Genomic DNA, 14,344 nt, shown 5'->3' with positions numbered 1-14,344 from the left:
CCGCGGTCGCGCCCAGCTCGCGACTGGCACCGGAGGCCGCGCTCGCCCGCGTACAGTAGGAGGGTCGTCCCGCCCCCCTGACTCTAGGCGGCACGCGGCCAGCCCGCATCCGTCTCCTCCCGCGGAAGCCACCCATGCCAGCATCCGGCCCCACCGGCGTCGTGCACCTCGCGACGCGCTCCCCCGAACTCTCCGGCGACCAGATGGTCGCGGCCCTCACACCGCCGCCGCAGTTCGCTCACGCGTCGTTCGAGTCGTATCGCGCTGATCCTGCCTTCCCCTCTCAGCAGGAAGCGAAGGAACTGCTCATCGCCTTTGCCGGCGGGCGGACCGAAGCGGCGCGCGGAGGTCTTTTCCGACGCCGCCCCAAGCAGCCCGAGCTGAAACCCGGCGTGTATCTGGACGGCGGGTTCGGTGTCGGTAAGACGCACCTGCTCGCAGCGATCTATCACGCCATGCCGGTGCGACGGAAGTACTTCGGGTCCTTCATCGAGTACACGGCTCTCGTCGGAGCCCTGGGCTACCAGAACGTCGTGCGGCTGTTCACCGGTGCCGATCTACTCTGCATCGATGAGTTCGAGCTCGATGACCCGGGCGACACGATGGTGATGACCCGGTTGCTGGGCGAACTGGTGGCTTCGGGTACCCGCTTGGCCGCGACATCCAACACGCCGCCCAACGCACTCGGCGAAGGGCGGTTCGCCGCCCAGGACTTCCTGCGTGAGATCCACGCTATGGCCGAGAGCTTCCAGACCATTCGGATCGATGGCACCGACTTCCGTCACCGCAACGTCGACGGTCATGCGGTGGCGTTGGATGCGGCCGAGTACGCGGCGGCAATCGAGTCGGCATCCGGTGATGGGCTTGTGAGCGATGACGCATTCGATGACGTGGTCGCTCAGCTGGCGCGCGTGCATCCGTCCCGCTACATACGTCTCATCGACGGTGTGTCCCTCGTGGGTCTGCGTGACGTGGCAGTCTTCACCGATCAGTCTGCGGCGCTGCGGTTCGTTGCCCTGGTCGACCGCATCTATGACGCGCAGATCCCGATCCGCGCGACCGGCACCACCTTGGACCGGGTATTTCCCGAGGAGATGTTGGCCGGCGGCTATCGAAAGAAGTACCTGCGAGCGATCTCACGCCTCGTCGCGTCGACGCTTGCGTGAATTTCGTGGCGACCTCGGGGTGGCCCGAAACCTGATGTTTACCTGAGAGCGGGTCGTGTAACAGACGCGAAACACGGGGCACCCTCTGGGCGAAACCGGTCGCCGCGAGACTGGCTCCGCAAGTGCCCGACTACCCGCGTCGGTGCAACTTTCGACACACGACACGAATTGAGGACTCTCAATGGATGCTGGAACTCTCGCCTGGGGTATTACCTCGTCGGCGCTAGTCCTGTTCATGACGCCCGGCGTCGCCTTCTTCTACGGTGGTCTCGTCAAGGCGAAGAGCGTCATCAGCATGATGATGATGAGCTTCGGCGCGATGGCTCTGATCGCCGTGCTCTGGATCCTGTACGGATTCAACATGGCTGCCGTCGCCAACCCCTGGGACTTCAGCGGTAACCCCTTCGCCAACTTCGCGCTCTCGTCGCCTGAGCTCTCGAGCTCCGACTTCGTGCTCGCACTGTTCGGCTCCACCTTCGCGATCATCACGGTGGCCCTGATCTCGGGCGCCATCGCCGACCGCGCGCGGTTCGGATCGTGGATGATCTTCGCCGGTGTGTGGGCGACGGTCGTCTACTTCCCCGTGGCCGCATGGGTCTGGGGCGGCGGCTGGATCATGAACCTCGGTACCACGCTGTTCGGCGAGGAGTCCGGGATCTTCGTGATGGACTACGCGGGTGGTACTGCCGTTCACATCAACGCAGGTGCTGCGGCCCTCGCGCTCGCACTTGTTCTCGGCAAGCGCATCGGATTCCAGAAGGGCATCCAGAAGCCGCACAACGTGCCCCTGGTCATGCTCGGCGCGTCGATCCTGTGGTTCGGCTGGTTCGGCTTCAACGCGGGTGCCGAGGCCAACTGGCTCAACGGTGACGGCTCGTACGGTGCCATGGGCCCCGACAGCCTCGCTGGCATCATCGTCATCAACACCCTCGGTGCGACCGCTGCAGCCATCATCGGCTGGCTGATCGTCGAGAAGTTCAAGGACGGCAAGGCCACCTCGGTGGGCGCCGCTTCGGGTGCTGTCGCCGGTCTGGTCGCGATCACCCCGGCCTGTGCGTTCCTCACCCCCGGCTGGGCGCTCCTGCTCGGTCTTGTCACCGGTGTGATCTGCGCCTTCGCTATCGAGCTCAAGTGGAAGCTCGGCTACGACGACTCGCTCGACGTGGTCGGCATCCACCTGGTCGGTGGTGTCGTCGGAACCCTGTACCTCGGCTTCTTCGCAACCGAGACCGGCCTGTTCCTCGGCGGTGGCATCGAGCAGCTCACGGTTCAGGCGATTGCCGCCTTCGGTGTGCTGATCTACTCCTTCGTGATCGCCTGGATCCTGGGCTTCGCGATCGAGAAGACGATCGGCTTCCGCATCAAGAACGAGGACGAGCTCGCTGGCGTCGACACCAGCGTGCACGGCGAAGAGGGCTACTCGCTCGCCGAGCAGGTCTGATCGTTCGGAGTTCATCTCCCTTGTCCTCAGGGGCGTCGCGACTGGTTCGCGGCGCCCCTGAGGCGTTTCTCGGCACCGTCGGCGGCTAAGGTGACCACGTGAACCGGCTGTCGACGTTCGTCCGCAGAGTCGCCACCGCGCTGGCTCCGCCGCGGCGCAAGAGATCGCACGTGGATGCTGCGCCGAGCAGCACGCGCGACGGCACACGCACCCGGCTCATCGCACCACCCCGTGCCGATGACCTGAAGATCAGCTACGCACCCGAGCCCGACGGGCAGGCTGACGCTGGCGAAATCGTGTGGACATGGGTGCCCTACGCGGAAGGCGATGGCCGGGGCAAAGACCGCCCGGTGCTCGTGATCGGGCAGCAGGACGCTGATCACGTGTATGCCGTACGGTTGACCAGCCAATCGCATGACGGAGACCGCGACTACATCGCGATCGGCTCCGGGCCGTGGGATGCGAAGGGGAGGCCATCCTGGGTCGATGTCGAACAGCTCTACAGCGTGCACCACCGGGGGATGCGTCGTGAAGCTGCAGCGCTCGATCTCGATCGCTTCGTGGTCGTCGCCAACGCTCTGCGTCGCCGCTATGGCTGGGATGCAGCGCCGCGGGAGTGAGGGGGAGATGTGGTGGGCGATACCAGACTCGAACTGATGACCTCTTCCGTGTGAAGGAAGCGCGCTACCAACTGCGCCAATCGCCCAAGACCCGTGCGGGCCGAGTCTCGATCTTACCGGATTCGGGGCCTGGCACACGACCTCGCTGCACGACACGCGCGGAGCCGTTTCGGTTTTGCGCGGCGACGATTCTCGACTAAAGTCGATCAAGCGCCACACGGTGGTGCAATGCGGATGTAGCGCAGTTGGTAGCGCATCACCTTGCCAAGGTGAGGGTCGCGAGTTCGAGTCTCGTCATCCGCTCGAGTGCGGGGTCTCTTCGGAGACACGACACGTGGGTCGAACCACACACGGTGGCGTGGCCGAGCGGCTAGGCACCGGCCTGCAAAGCCGTTTACACGGGTTCGAATCCCGTCGCCACCTCGCATGACACAACTGAAAAGCCTTTTAGGCGCGATTGGCGCAGCGGTAGCGCGCTTCCCTGACACGGAAGAGGTCACTGGTTCGATCCCAGTATCGCGCACCACCCGAAACCCCCGGAGTTCCGGGGGTTTTGCATTTCTTCGACCAGTGACGCCAGCGAGGTAGCAGCCGGATCTCCGGCTCGAGATACTGGCGTCATGAGCGAGAACTCGTCCGACCACTGGATCCACCGTTGCCTGCATGCCACGAAGGAGTGGTTGCTGGACAACCCTCGTTCGGCGCTGAGCACCGAGGCGTTCGATGCCGTCGTCGGTGCAGGCGGAGCCCCCATCCGGAATCCGCAGACGGGTGACCACTACCTCGCGGATGCAGACCAGGAGTACCTCATCGAACTTCGGCGAGCTGGCGCGGTCGACGATCCGCGGCGATGACGAAGGCCCCCACCCTTCGTCGGATGGGGGCCTTCGCGTCTGTGCCGAGAATCAGGCCTCGCTCATGGCGAGCTTCTCCTTCTGTCCCTTCGCGGCGTAGTACGCGGCGCGGGCGGCATCCCGACGCGCCTGCTCGGCCTGGCCGGCTTCGCGGATCTCTTCGGAGACCGGGTAATACTCGGTCGTCGGCTTGCCGTTGTACTTCTCGATGTAGGCATCCAGTTCGGGGCCCGAGGTCCACGAGGTGATCAGGCAGTAGCGCGGTTCGTCGCCCTGGTGGTGGACGGCGTGCCAGAGGCGCTGCGTGTCGACGATGAGCTGCGCGCCAGCCGGCAGGGCGATGCGGTACTCGATGCTCGGATCGGTGCGGTTCTCGCGCAGGACGAAGTAGCTGTCCTTGTCGTCGGTGAGGTTGAAGAACCCACGCACGACCCATCCGGTGCCGTCAGGGTTCAGACGGTTGTTGTCGTCCTGGTGCAGGTTGTACAGGCAATCGGCGTACGAGTTCGGCTGCAGTTCGATGATGCGGCACCGTCCGACGTTCGCACCCGGCTCCTTCGCCCGCGCGGTGAGGGTCGGTGCAAGCTCGGTCTGCGCGTCGATCCAGACGCCGTCCTTGTCGGTGCGGGGCGGCTGGTGGTTCCAGAAGCCGTTGCATTCGATCTCGCCCTTGGCCGAGGCCAACGGTGCAAACCGCGTGTCGCCCGAGGACTTCCAGTCCACATACTCGATGTCGAGCCATTCCTTCGGATCCACAGGCTCGTTGTAGCTGTCCAGAACGACGAAGCCGGTCTCGTCGAGAGCGGCGCTCTTGATGTAACCCATAGGGTTGTGCCTTTCGGTCGGTGGGCCAGCGCGTTTTTACAGGCCCAACTTAGGCAACCCTACCTCCGGCATGTCGCGGCGACCTGGGCGTTTCCGCCGTGATTATTAGACTCGTCGGGGTCGTCCACGAAGCCGGAGGAGACACTCGATGATCACCGCGACGAACATCCGCGCTCACGCTGTCAACACTGTCGCGTGGCTCGCGTCGGCGCAGGCGACCATCGTTGTGCCGGTGTATCAGCGGCAGTACCGCTGGGATATCGGTGGGTGCGAGCAGTTGCTCAGCGACATCCGTGCGGTGGCCGATCGCGACGATGATCAGATGCACTTCATCGGATCGATCCTCAGCGCGGCCGACGCGTCTCGGGCAGGCGGGGAGGACGGGGGAGCGGAGGAGTGGGTACTGATCGACGGGCAGCAACGCATCACAACGCTGATGCTGCTCATCGGTGCACTGTTTCACACCGTCCGTGACGAAGACCCGGTTCTCGCCGCCGAGCTCGAGCGCGTGTTGCTTCACCCGGGGACCGGCGAAACGAAGCTGCGTCCGCATCGGGAGTGGGCAGCTCCTTTCCGAGACGTGATCATCGGAACCACGGATACTACCCCGGCTCCGTCGCGGTTCGCTGACAACTACGCGTTCTTCCGTAGCCAGATTCCTGCAGATGATGTCGCCCGGATCTGGCGCGGACTTCAGCGTCTCGAGCACGTCGCGATCTCGCTCGGTGCCGGCGCCAACGCCCAACAGATCTTCGAGAGCCTCAACTCCACGGGCGAACCGTTGCGCGATCATGAGCTGATCCACAACTACGTGCTCATGGGGCTGTCACACGCCGAGCAGCTGATCATCGAAGACGAGTACTGGGCCGCGATCGAGCAGAGCACCGGCGAGCACATCGCCTCGTTCTGGGCCCACTATCTGGTGATGGTCGGCGGGCGCGAGGTCGCGACGACCGCGTCGGGGCGTGGCATTTACGACGTCTTCCGCGCCCGCTTCCCACGGCTCGAGCCCGCGATGCTTCGGAGCATGGCGCAGCAGTGGCGCTCATTCGCTGAGCTCTATGCGACCCTGCTTGACCCCGCGAGAGAGCCGGATGCCGACATCCGGGCGCGCCTGCATCACCTAAACACGTTCGGGCGCGGGATGTATCCGCTCGTGATGACACTCCGTGCGCGCTATGGCGAAGGAGAGATCGGGCGCGACCAACTGCTGGAGGTACTCGACGACCTCCAGTCGCTGCTGCTGCGTCGCGACGTGGTCGGCACCTCATCGGAGCGCCTGGTCGCGCGCCTTGTCCGGGCATCATCGGACGGCATCGACGCGCTGGCGACGGCGATCTCGCGCCTCACGCCGTCCGATGATCGGGTACGCGTTGCGCTGAAGCACAGCCCGCTGCCGCACCCGGAGTACGTCCTGTCGCGGCTGGCCCAGGCTGATGCGAGCGATGATGAGCTCATTGTCGACCACATCTTCCCTCCCGCGCCCTCGGACGAGTGGACCGGCGGCGATGGGCGGCGGTGGAAGGACTACACGGAAGACGAACAGAACAGCCACCGAGCCCTTGCCGCGACCCTCGGCAACCTCACGCTTCTCGAAGAGCACCTCGCTGCTCAGGTCTTCGACGCAGACTTCCCCGACAAGCGTGCCGTGTACTCGCGGAGCGCGCTCAGCGTCAGTCGACAGCTGGCGACCGTCGATTCCTGGGGAACGGCGGCGATCAGCGCCCGTTCGGCAGAGCTCGCTCGGCAGGTCATGGCGCTGTGGCGACGCCGAGGGCCGCTCGTGATCGACGACGACGGCCTGACGCCCATCCTCGATGCCATGTCCCGTCGCGGTTGGCCGCGCGGGTGGGAGCGCGAGTTCTCGTATGTGGAGTACGTCGGCGAGCACTGGGAAGTGCCCGACATCAAGTACCTGTTCAACCGGATCTTCCACCGGCTCTGGGCGGATCAGCGTGACGCGGTGATCGCGTACTGCTCGAAGCGCGGCGGACCTGTCTATGACGACCGCGCCTGGAACGGTGACTGGGACAGCCTGGACAATGACCACCACCTGTACATGGGGTGGGACTCGCGCTACATGATGGCAGCGGTGCAAGGAGTTCTTGACGAGGCCGGGCTCGCGCCCGAGGTCTTCGTCAAGTACTCCTACATCGGGCAGATCATGTGAACCACCTGGTCAGATGCCCCCGTCAGGCTCGGTAGCCTGGAAGCTGACATCGCCCAGGAGTTCGCTGTGACACAACCGCTCGTCCCGTCCGACGTGGTCTACCCCGCCGACGGCTTCGCCCTCTTCTCCGATCGCTCCGTGGTGGCCCTGCGGGTCAACGGCACGCTGCGGGATCTCGCGACGGTTGTCACGGCCGATGACACCGTCGAACCGGTGACGATCGACAGCCCCGATGGTCTCGACATCCTTCGGCACTCGACAGCTCACGTGCTGGCGCAGGCCGTGCAGCGCATCCGTCCGCAGGCCAACCTCGGGATCGGTCCGCCGATCGCCGACGGCTTCTACTACGACTTCGGCGTCGACGAGCCCTTCACTCCCGAGGATCTCAAGGCCATCAAGAAGGAGATGGAGCGCATCGTCCGCGAGGGCCAGCGCTTCATGCGCCGCGTCGTCACCGAGGATGAGGCGCGCGTAGAGCTGGCTCACGAGCCGTTCAAGCTCGAGCTCATCGGCCTCAAGGGCGGCGCGGATGCGGCAGAAGGGGCATCCGTCGAAGTCGGCGGTGCTGAACTGACGATCTACGACAACGTGACCCGCGACGGCGAGACGGCCTGGAAGGACCTCTGCCGCGGCCCGCACGTGCCCGGCACCCGCATGATCGGCAACGGCTGGGATCTCACCCGGGTCGCCGGCGCCTACTGGCGGGGGAGTGAGAAGAACCCGCAGCTCCAGCGCATCTACGGCACCGCGTGGCCGACCAAGGACGAGCTACGCGCGTATCAGCACCGCCTCGAAGAGGCCGCACGCCGCGATCACCGCAAGCTCGGCGCCGAACTCGATCTGTTCTCGTTCCCCGATGAGATCGGGCCGGGGCTCGCGGTCTTCCACCCCAAGGGCGGCATCATCCGCTACGAGATCGAGCAGTACATGCGTCAGCGCCTGCTCGCCGCCGACTACGAGATGGTCAATTCGCCGCACATCACCAAGAGCGATCTCTTCATGACCAGCGGCCACCTGCAGTGGTACGCCGATGGCATGTATCCGCCGATGGAGCTCGACGAGATCGTGGATGCTGAGGGACACGTAACCCGGCAGGGGCAGGAGTACTACCTCAAGCCCATGAACTGCCCGTTCCACAACCTCATCTTCCGTTCGCGCGGCCGCAGCTATCGCGAGCTGCCGCTGCGCCTGGCGGAGTTCGGGACCGTGTACCGGTACGAAAAGAGCGGCACCCTCGCGGGTCTGACCCGGGTGCGAGGGATGACGCAGGATGACGCGCACATCTACGTCACCGCCGACCAGGTGCGTGACGAGCTGACCCGCAACCTCGACTTCGTGCTCTCGGTCCTGCGCGACTACGGTCTGCAGGACTTCTACCTCGAGCTGTCGACGAAGGAAGAGGGCAACCCCAAGTTCATCGGCGACGATGCGCTCTGGGCAGAGGCGACCGAAACACTGCGCGAGGTCGCTGAGGCATCCGGGCTCGAGCTCGTCCCCGACCCGGGCGGGGCGGCGTTCTACGGCCCGAAGATCTCGGTGCAGGCACGTGATGCGATCGGTCGCACGTGGCAGATGTCGACGATCCAGCTCGATTTCAACCAGCCTGAGCGGTTCGAGCTCGAGTACACGGGTCCCGACGGCGCGAAGCACCGCCCGGTCATGATCCATCGTGCGCTGTTCGGCTCGATCGAGCGTTTCTTCGCGATCCTCCTCGAGCACTACGCGGGGGCCTTCCCGGTGTGGCTTTCGCCGACGCAGGTCGTCGCGATCCCCGTCGCGGGGGAGTACGGCGACTACCTCGACGAGATCGTCGCGCGCCTGCGGACTCGCGGGGTGCGCGCCGAGGTCGATCACTCCGACGATCGCATGCAGAAGAAGATCCGCACCCACACCACCCAGAAGGTGCCGATCCAGCTCATTGCGGGGGAGCAAGACCGCTCCGCAGGCACGGTCTCGTTCCGCTTCCGCGACGGCACCCAGACCAACGGCATCCCGGTCGACGAGGCGATCGACCGCATCCTCACGGCGATCGCCGAGCGCACCCTCGTGGATACGGCCGAGGATCTCGCATGACAGATGCCGCGGAATCCGAGGCCGGCGCCGTCCCGTCGTCTGATTTCGCGGGGGTTCCCGACGCCTTTCAGCGGCTGTGGACACCCCACCGGATGGCCTACATCCAGGCGGGTGCCGACGCGATGCGCGCCGATTGCCCGTTCTGTGCGGCGCCCGACAAGACCGACGCCGACGGTCTCATCGTTCATCGCGGCCAGAGCTGTTACGTCCTCCTGAATCTGTTCCCCTACAACTCGGGCCACATGCTCGTGTGCCCGTACCGTCACGTGGCGACCTACGACCTCGCGACGGCGGAGGAGACGCAGGAGATGGCGGAGCTCACGCAGACCGCGATGCGCGTCCTCCGGAGTGTGTCGCGGTGCGACGGGTTCAATATCGGGATGAACCAAGGCGCCGTCGCGGGTGCGGGTGTCGACGAGCACCTTCACCAGCACGTCGTCCCGCGGTGGGCATCCGATGCCAACTTCTTCCCGATCATCGCCCGCACCAAGGCGCTGCCGCAGCTTCTGGGGGATGTGCGCGAAGCGATAGCCGAGGCGTGGCCAGCCTGATCCGCGCCCCGCGATCGGTGAGCGAATCCGCTCAGGCAGGCCTCTAGCGAACCTGCTCGACGCTGAACTGCATGCGCGGGTGGGCATATGCCTCCTGCGACTCCACCAGCTGAAGTTCGCGCTGCCCCGAGTCGAACGTGTTCTGCAGCAGATCGAACACGCTGGATGCCGTGCGAGCGAGGGCGGTGGCAGCCTGACCAGACTCCCGCAGATGTGCGGTGAACAGGGCAGCGGTGACGTCACCGGACCCGTTGGCCTTCATCGGGATCCGCGGTGTCTGCACGATCCAGGCCCCGTCGGCGGTGACGGCAAGCATCTCGATCGTTCCCTCCGGCGCGTCAGGGCGCTCCACGCTGGTGACGAGCACGGTGCTCGGCCCCATGGCGCGGGCTCGGTCGGCCGACGCGAGCGTGGACTCGAGGTCCGTCGGCTCGGTGCCTGTCAAGAACCCAAGTTCGAACTGGTTGGGCGTGATGATGTCTGCCTGCGGGACGACCCGCTCGCGCAGCAGTACCGGAATGGCCGGTGCGACAAAGCACCCGGAGGCCGCGTTTCCCATGACGGGATCGCACGCGTACACGGCGGACGGATTCGCGGCCTTTACCCGCGCGACGGCGTCAAGGATGACGTCGCCGATGCCCTCGCTTCCCTGGTAGCCCGAGAGCACGACGTCGATGCTCGGAAAGACACCGCGCTCCTCGATGCCGAGGATGACGTCGGCGACATCGGCGGGCGCAATGAGCGGCCCGCGCCACGCGCCGTACCCCGTGTGGTTGGAGAAGTTCACCGTGTACACGGGGAGGACTTCCACGCCGATGCGCTGGAGCGGGAAGACCGCTGCAGAGTTGCCGACGTGGCCATAGGCCACCGCTGACTGGATCGAGAGAACCTTCACTGTTCGATCATCCCATCGCCGCGAACTCGGGAGTCGCGGAACCCACAGCGGCGGCGATGTCCCGCGCAAGGTGCTCGGCGTCAGCATCACTGAGATCGTGAACTGTCAGCCGCAGATGGTGCGCGGCATCCTCGTCCTCGAGCACGAACTCGTCACCCGGTCGGGCAAGCCACCCTCGGCGCATGAGCTGCGCGGCAACCTCCCGCGCAGGACCGCCGACGCGCACCCAGAGATTCAGGCCGTCGCCGGCCCGCGTCGGGAGGCCGAGCTCGGTGAGCCGGCGGCTGAACGCCTCGTTACGGTTCGCATAGTGGTGGCCGGCTTCCCGGACGGCGGCCATGGCCGCGGCATCCGTCACCAGGGCAAGCGTGAGCCGCTGCAGAAGGTGACTGACCCACGTGGTTCCCGGGGTCAGGCGCATCGAGAGGCGCTCGGCGGTATGAGGGTCGGAGGCCGTGAGGGCGAGGCACATGTCGGGCCCGAGGAACTTCGACACCGACCGGACCAGTGCCCACCGGCGCCGTGCGGGACTGATGAGGGAGTGCAGGGGAGTGCGCGAGAGCATCGCGAAGTGGTCGTCTTCGATCACCAGGACGTACGGATGCTCATCCAGAACCGCCCGAAGCTCCGCAGCCCGTTGCGCTGACAGGCTCGCTCCCGTCGGATTCTGCGCCCGCGGAGTGCAGACGAGGGCACGGATGCCGTCAGCGAGCGCGGCCCGCAGCCCGTCGACTGTCATCCCCTCGTCATCCACCGGGATCGCTACAGGACGGTACCCGCCGAGCCTGACCGTGTGGATGCTGGCCAGAAAACACGGGTCCTCGAGCCCGACCGCATCATCGCGCGTCAGGGCCTGAGCGAGCAGTCGTTCGACTGCGTCGGCGGCGCCGCTGGTGACAGTGATGCGCAGCGGGAGGTCTGCGGTGAGGTCCTCGGCGATCCAGGCGCGCGCCCAGGCTTCCAGGTCCCGGTCGACCACCGGTTCGCCGTAGAGCACCGGGCGCCCCGCCACGCTGGCAAGCGCCGTAGACAGATCGGGGATGCGGTCGGGATCGGGATTGCCTGTGCCGACGTCTCGCAGGATGCTGTCGAGTGCGTAGCCCTCCTGGGCGACCGGCGTGCGGTCAGCGATGCGTGTCCCGCCGCGCCCGCGGGCCACCGTCACCCCCGCTTGCGTCAGGTGTCGGTACGCGGCCATGACGGTGTTGCGGTTGACTCCGAGTGTCTGGGCGAGGACGCGCACCGGGGCAGGGCCTCGCCTGCCGCGAGGTCGCCACGATCAACAAGCGTTCGCACGCTGTCAGCGATGTCGGTCGCAGTGGCCCCGGTGATTCCGACGGTCATGACGCTTCCTTTCGGCGCGTTCAGTCTATGTCGCGTGACGTGCTACGTTTTGGCCTAGGCCAATTTGACGAGGCCATCTGAGCGACGTCACCTCGAGGAGTATCCGTGTCCGCATCCACCACCGGATCGTCCCGCGTCAAGCGGGGTCTTGCCGAAATGCTCAAGGGGGCGTCATCATGGACGTCGTCACCCCCGACCAGGCGAAGATCGCCGAGGATGCCGGTGCCGTGGCGGTCATGGCGCTCGAGCGCGTGCCTGCCGACATCCGCGCCCAGGGCGGGGTGTCACGCATGAGCGACCCGGACATGATCGACGGGATCATCGAGGCCGTGTCGATCCCCGTGATGGCCAAGGCGCGCATCGGCCACTTCGTGGAAGCACAGGTGCTGCAGGAGCTCGGTGTCGACTACATCGACGAGTCCGAGGTGCTCTCGCCCGCCGACTACGTGAACCACATCGACAAATGGGGCTTCACGGTTCCGTTCGTGTGCGGTGCGACCAACCTCGGCGAGGCGCTGCGGCGCATCAACGAGGGCGCTGCCATGATCCGCTCCAAGGGTGAGGCTGGCACGGGCGACGTGTCGGAAGCCATGAAGCACATCCGCAAGATCAAGGGCGAGATCGCCGCGCTCAGCGCACTCTCCAAGGACGAGCTCTACGTCGCCGCCAAGGAACTCCAGGCACCCTACGAGCTTGTCGCCGAGATCGCGGAGACCGGAACTCTGCCGGTCGTGCTCTTCGTCGCCGGTGGTGTCGCCACTCCTGCGGATGCCGCCATGATGATGCAGCTGGGCGCGGACGGCGTCTTCGTCGGCTCGGGCATCTTCAAGTCCGGCAACCCCGCCGAGCGCGCGGCCGCGATCGTCAAGGCGACGACCTTCTACGACGACGCCAAGGTCATCGCCGATGTCTCGCGCGGCCTCGGCGAAGCGATGGTCGGGATCAATGTTGCCGACCTGCCCGCGCCGCACCGTCTGGCAGAGCGGGGCTGGTGAGCACCGTCCGGCCACACGTCGGGGTCCTCGCGCTGCAGGGCGACGTTCGCGAGCACGTCGCCGTACTGCGTGCCTTGGATGCCGAAGTATCGCTCGTGCGTCGCCCCGAAGAACTCGCCGCGATCGACGGGCTCGTCCTTCCCGGCGGCGAGTCCAGCGTGATCGACAAGCTGTCGCGATCCTTCGGGATGCGGGACCCGATCATCGCGGCTCGTGAAGCCGGGATGCCGATGTACGGAACGTGTGCGGGTCTGATTCTGCTCGCCGACCAGATCCTGGACGGAATCGCGGGTCAGCGCACGTTCGGCGGACTGGATGTCGTCGTCCGCCGCAACGCGTTTGGCAGCCAGGTCGACTCCTTCGAGACGGACCTCGAGGTACCGAAGCTCGGCGCGCCGCAGGTGCATGCGGTCTTCATCCGGGCACCGCTGGTCGAGGAGGTGGGGGAGCGCGCCGAGGTGGTGGCATCCCTCGACGATGGCCGTGTCGTCGCCGTTCGCCAGGGTGCGCTCCTGGGAACCTCGTTCCACCCCGAGGTGACCGGTGAGACCCGGTTCCACGAGCTGTTCCTGCGAGCCGTGCGCGCGGCAGCCTGACGGAGCACGCTTCGCGCGGCCGATAGAATCGAGCGCATGTCCGGCCACTCCAAGTGGGCGACGACCAAGCACAAGAAGGCCGTCATCGACGCGCGTCGTGCCAAGTCGTTCGCCAAACTCATCAAGAACATCGAAGTCGCAGCCAAGCTCGGCGGTGCCGATCTTTCGGGTAACCCCACGCTGTACGACGCCGTACAGAAGGCGAAGAAGACGTCGGTTCCCAACGACAACATCGATCGCGCGATCAAGCGCGGCGCGGGAATCTCCGGCGACGCGGTCGAGTATCTGACGATCCTCTACGAAGGCTACGGACCCAACGGCGTCGCGCTCATGATCGAGTGTCTGACCGACAACAAGAACCGCGCTGCCGCGGAGGTACGAACCGCGCTCTCGCGCAACGGAGGAACGCTGGCCGACCCCGGGTCGGTCGCCTACAACTTCCACCGCAAGGGCGTGATCGTCGTCTCCGGCGAGGGCACCACGGAAGACGACGTCATGATGGCCGCTCTCGAGGCCGGCGCCGAGGAGATCGAGCCGCACGCACAGGGCTTCGAAGTCATCACCGAGGCATCCGATCTCGTGGCCGTCCGTTCGGCGCTTCAAGAGGCTGGCCTGGACTACGAGTCGGCGGATGTCGAGTTCGTCCCGTCGCTGAAGGTCGAGGTCGATGCCGATACGGCACGTAAGGTCTTCCGCATTATCGATGCCCTCGAAGACAGCGACGACGTGCAGAACGTCTACAGCAACTTCGATCTCTCGCCCGAGGTTCAGGCCGAGCTCGAGAACGACGAGTAGGGCGCGCCTTCACCCGACG

Annotated in this window: 11 protein-coding genes, 4 tRNA genes and 2 pseudogenes; 13 read left to right on the top strand and 4 right to left on the bottom strand. The window is 65.9% G+C overall.

Going from position 1 to position 14,344, the window contains the following annotated elements; all coding sequences use genetic code 11:
- Positions 1–134: 134 nt before the first annotated feature.
- From zapE to IT882_RS07785, 3 genes are all read left to right on the top strand, one after another.
- Complete coding sequence (gene zapE, locus IT882_RS07795; protein WP_195693898.1) at positions 135–1,166, top strand: cell division protein ZapE; 1,032 nt, start codon at positions 135–137, stop codon at positions 1,164–1,166.
- Between the two features lie 181 nt (positions 1,167–1,347).
- On the top strand, positions 1,348–2,607 hold the full coding sequence (locus tag IT882_RS07790; RefSeq protein WP_195693896.1) for an ammonium transporter: 1,260 nt from the start codon (positions 1,348–1,350) through the stop codon (positions 2,605–2,607).
- A 107-nt stretch (positions 2,608–2,714) separates the two neighbouring features.
- Entirely contained in the window at positions 2,715–3,227 is a 513-nt protein-coding gene (locus IT882_RS07785; protein ID WP_229382382.1) for a type II toxin-antitoxin system PemK/MazF family toxin, read from the top strand.
- A gap of 10 nt (positions 3,228–3,237) precedes the next feature.
- Here the strand turns inward: IT882_RS07785 and IT882_RS07780 are convergent.
- Positions 3,238–3,313, bottom strand: a tRNA-Val gene (locus tag IT882_RS07780).
- A gap of 144 nt (positions 3,314–3,457) precedes the next feature.
- On the opposite strand from IT882_RS07780, the gene IT882_RS07775 reads away from it, so the two are divergent.
- The 4 genes from IT882_RS07775 to IT882_RS07760 all read left to right on the top strand — a co-directional run bounded on the left by IT882_RS07775 (position 3,458) and on the right by IT882_RS07760 (position 4,081).
- A tRNA-Gly gene (locus tag IT882_RS07775) sits at positions 3,458–3,530 on the top strand.
- A gap of 49 nt (positions 3,531–3,579) precedes the next feature.
- Positions 3,580–3,650 (top strand) — tRNA-Cys (locus IT882_RS07770).
- Between the two features lie 28 nt (positions 3,651–3,678).
- Positions 3,679–3,753 (top strand) — tRNA-Val (locus tag IT882_RS07765).
- A gap of 94 nt (positions 3,754–3,847) precedes the next feature.
- On the top strand, positions 3,848–4,081 hold the full coding sequence (locus IT882_RS07760; RefSeq protein WP_195693894.1) for a hypothetical protein: 234 nt from the start codon (positions 3,848–3,850) through the stop codon (positions 4,079–4,081).
- A gap of 51 nt (positions 4,082–4,132) precedes the next feature.
- Here the strand turns inward: IT882_RS07760 and IT882_RS07755 are convergent, their stop codons facing one another.
- Positions 4,133–4,906 (bottom strand): hypothetical protein, encoded by a 774-nt coding sequence (locus tag IT882_RS07755; RefSeq protein ID WP_195693892.1) that lies wholly within the window; start codon positions 4,904–4,906, stop codon positions 4,133–4,135.
- A gap of 148 nt (positions 4,907–5,054) precedes the next feature.
- On the opposite strand from IT882_RS07755, the gene IT882_RS07750 reads away from it, so the two are divergent.
- From IT882_RS07750 to IT882_RS07740, 3 genes are all read left to right on the top strand, one after another.
- Complete coding sequence (locus IT882_RS07750; RefSeq protein ID WP_195693890.1) at positions 5,055–7,076, top strand: DUF262 domain-containing protein; 2,022 nt, start codon at positions 5,055–5,057, stop codon at positions 7,074–7,076.
- A 66-nt stretch (positions 7,077–7,142) separates the two neighbouring features.
- Positions 7,143–9,149 (top strand): threonine--tRNA ligase, encoded by a 2,007-nt coding sequence (gene thrS, locus IT882_RS07745; protein WP_195693889.1) that lies wholly within the window; start codon positions 7,143–7,145, stop codon positions 9,147–9,149.
- A complete protein-coding gene (locus tag IT882_RS07740; RefSeq protein ID WP_195693887.1) occupies positions 9,146–9,700 on the top strand; it encodes an HIT family protein in 555 nt (184 codons plus the stop codon). The genes thrS and IT882_RS07740 overlap by 4 nt, the downstream gene beginning before the upstream one ends.
- 43 nt (positions 9,701–9,743) lie before the next feature.
- On the opposite strand, the gene pdxY is transcribed toward IT882_RS07740, so the two are convergent.
- Together pdxY and IT882_RS07730 are read right to left on the bottom strand one after the other, a co-directional pair.
- Positions 9,744–10,595: a pyridoxal kinase PdxY gene (gene pdxY, locus IT882_RS07735; RefSeq protein WP_195693885.1), complete on the bottom strand. Its 852-nt coding sequence runs from the start codon at positions 10,593–10,595 to the stop codon at positions 9,744–9,746.
- 7 nt (positions 10,596–10,602) lie between these two features.
- Positions 10,603–11,939, bottom strand: a pseudogene (locus IT882_RS07730) (aminotransferase class I/II-fold pyridoxal phosphate-dependent enzyme).
- Between the two features lie 156 nt (positions 11,940–12,095).
- Here IT882_RS07730 and pdxS point away from each other — a divergent pair.
- From pdxS to IT882_RS07715, 3 genes and pseudogenes are all read left to right on the top strand, one after another.
- Positions 12,096–12,934, top strand: a pseudogene (gene pdxS, locus IT882_RS07725) (pyridoxal 5'-phosphate synthase lyase subunit PdxS).
- Positions 12,928–13,530 (top strand): pyridoxal 5'-phosphate synthase glutaminase subunit PdxT, encoded by a 603-nt coding sequence (gene pdxT / locus IT882_RS07720; RefSeq protein ID WP_195694198.1) that lies wholly within the window; start codon positions 12,928–12,930, stop codon positions 13,528–13,530. Before pdxS ends, pdxT begins: the two are co-directional and overlap by 7 nt.
- Positions 13,531–13,566: 36 nt before the next feature.
- Complete coding sequence (locus IT882_RS07715; RefSeq protein ID WP_195693883.1) at positions 13,567–14,325, top strand: YebC/PmpR family DNA-binding transcriptional regulator; 759 nt, start codon at positions 13,567–13,569, stop codon at positions 14,323–14,325.
- The last annotated feature ends 19 nt before the right edge of the window (positions 14,326–14,344 follow it).

Origin of the sequence: Microbacterium schleiferi, from assembly GCF_015565955.1 — a bacterium.
Lineage (GTDB): Bacteria > Actinomycetota > Actinomycetes > Actinomycetales > Microbacteriaceae > Microbacterium > Microbacterium schleiferi_A.
This window is presented reverse-complemented; position numbering and strand designations above follow the sequence as displayed.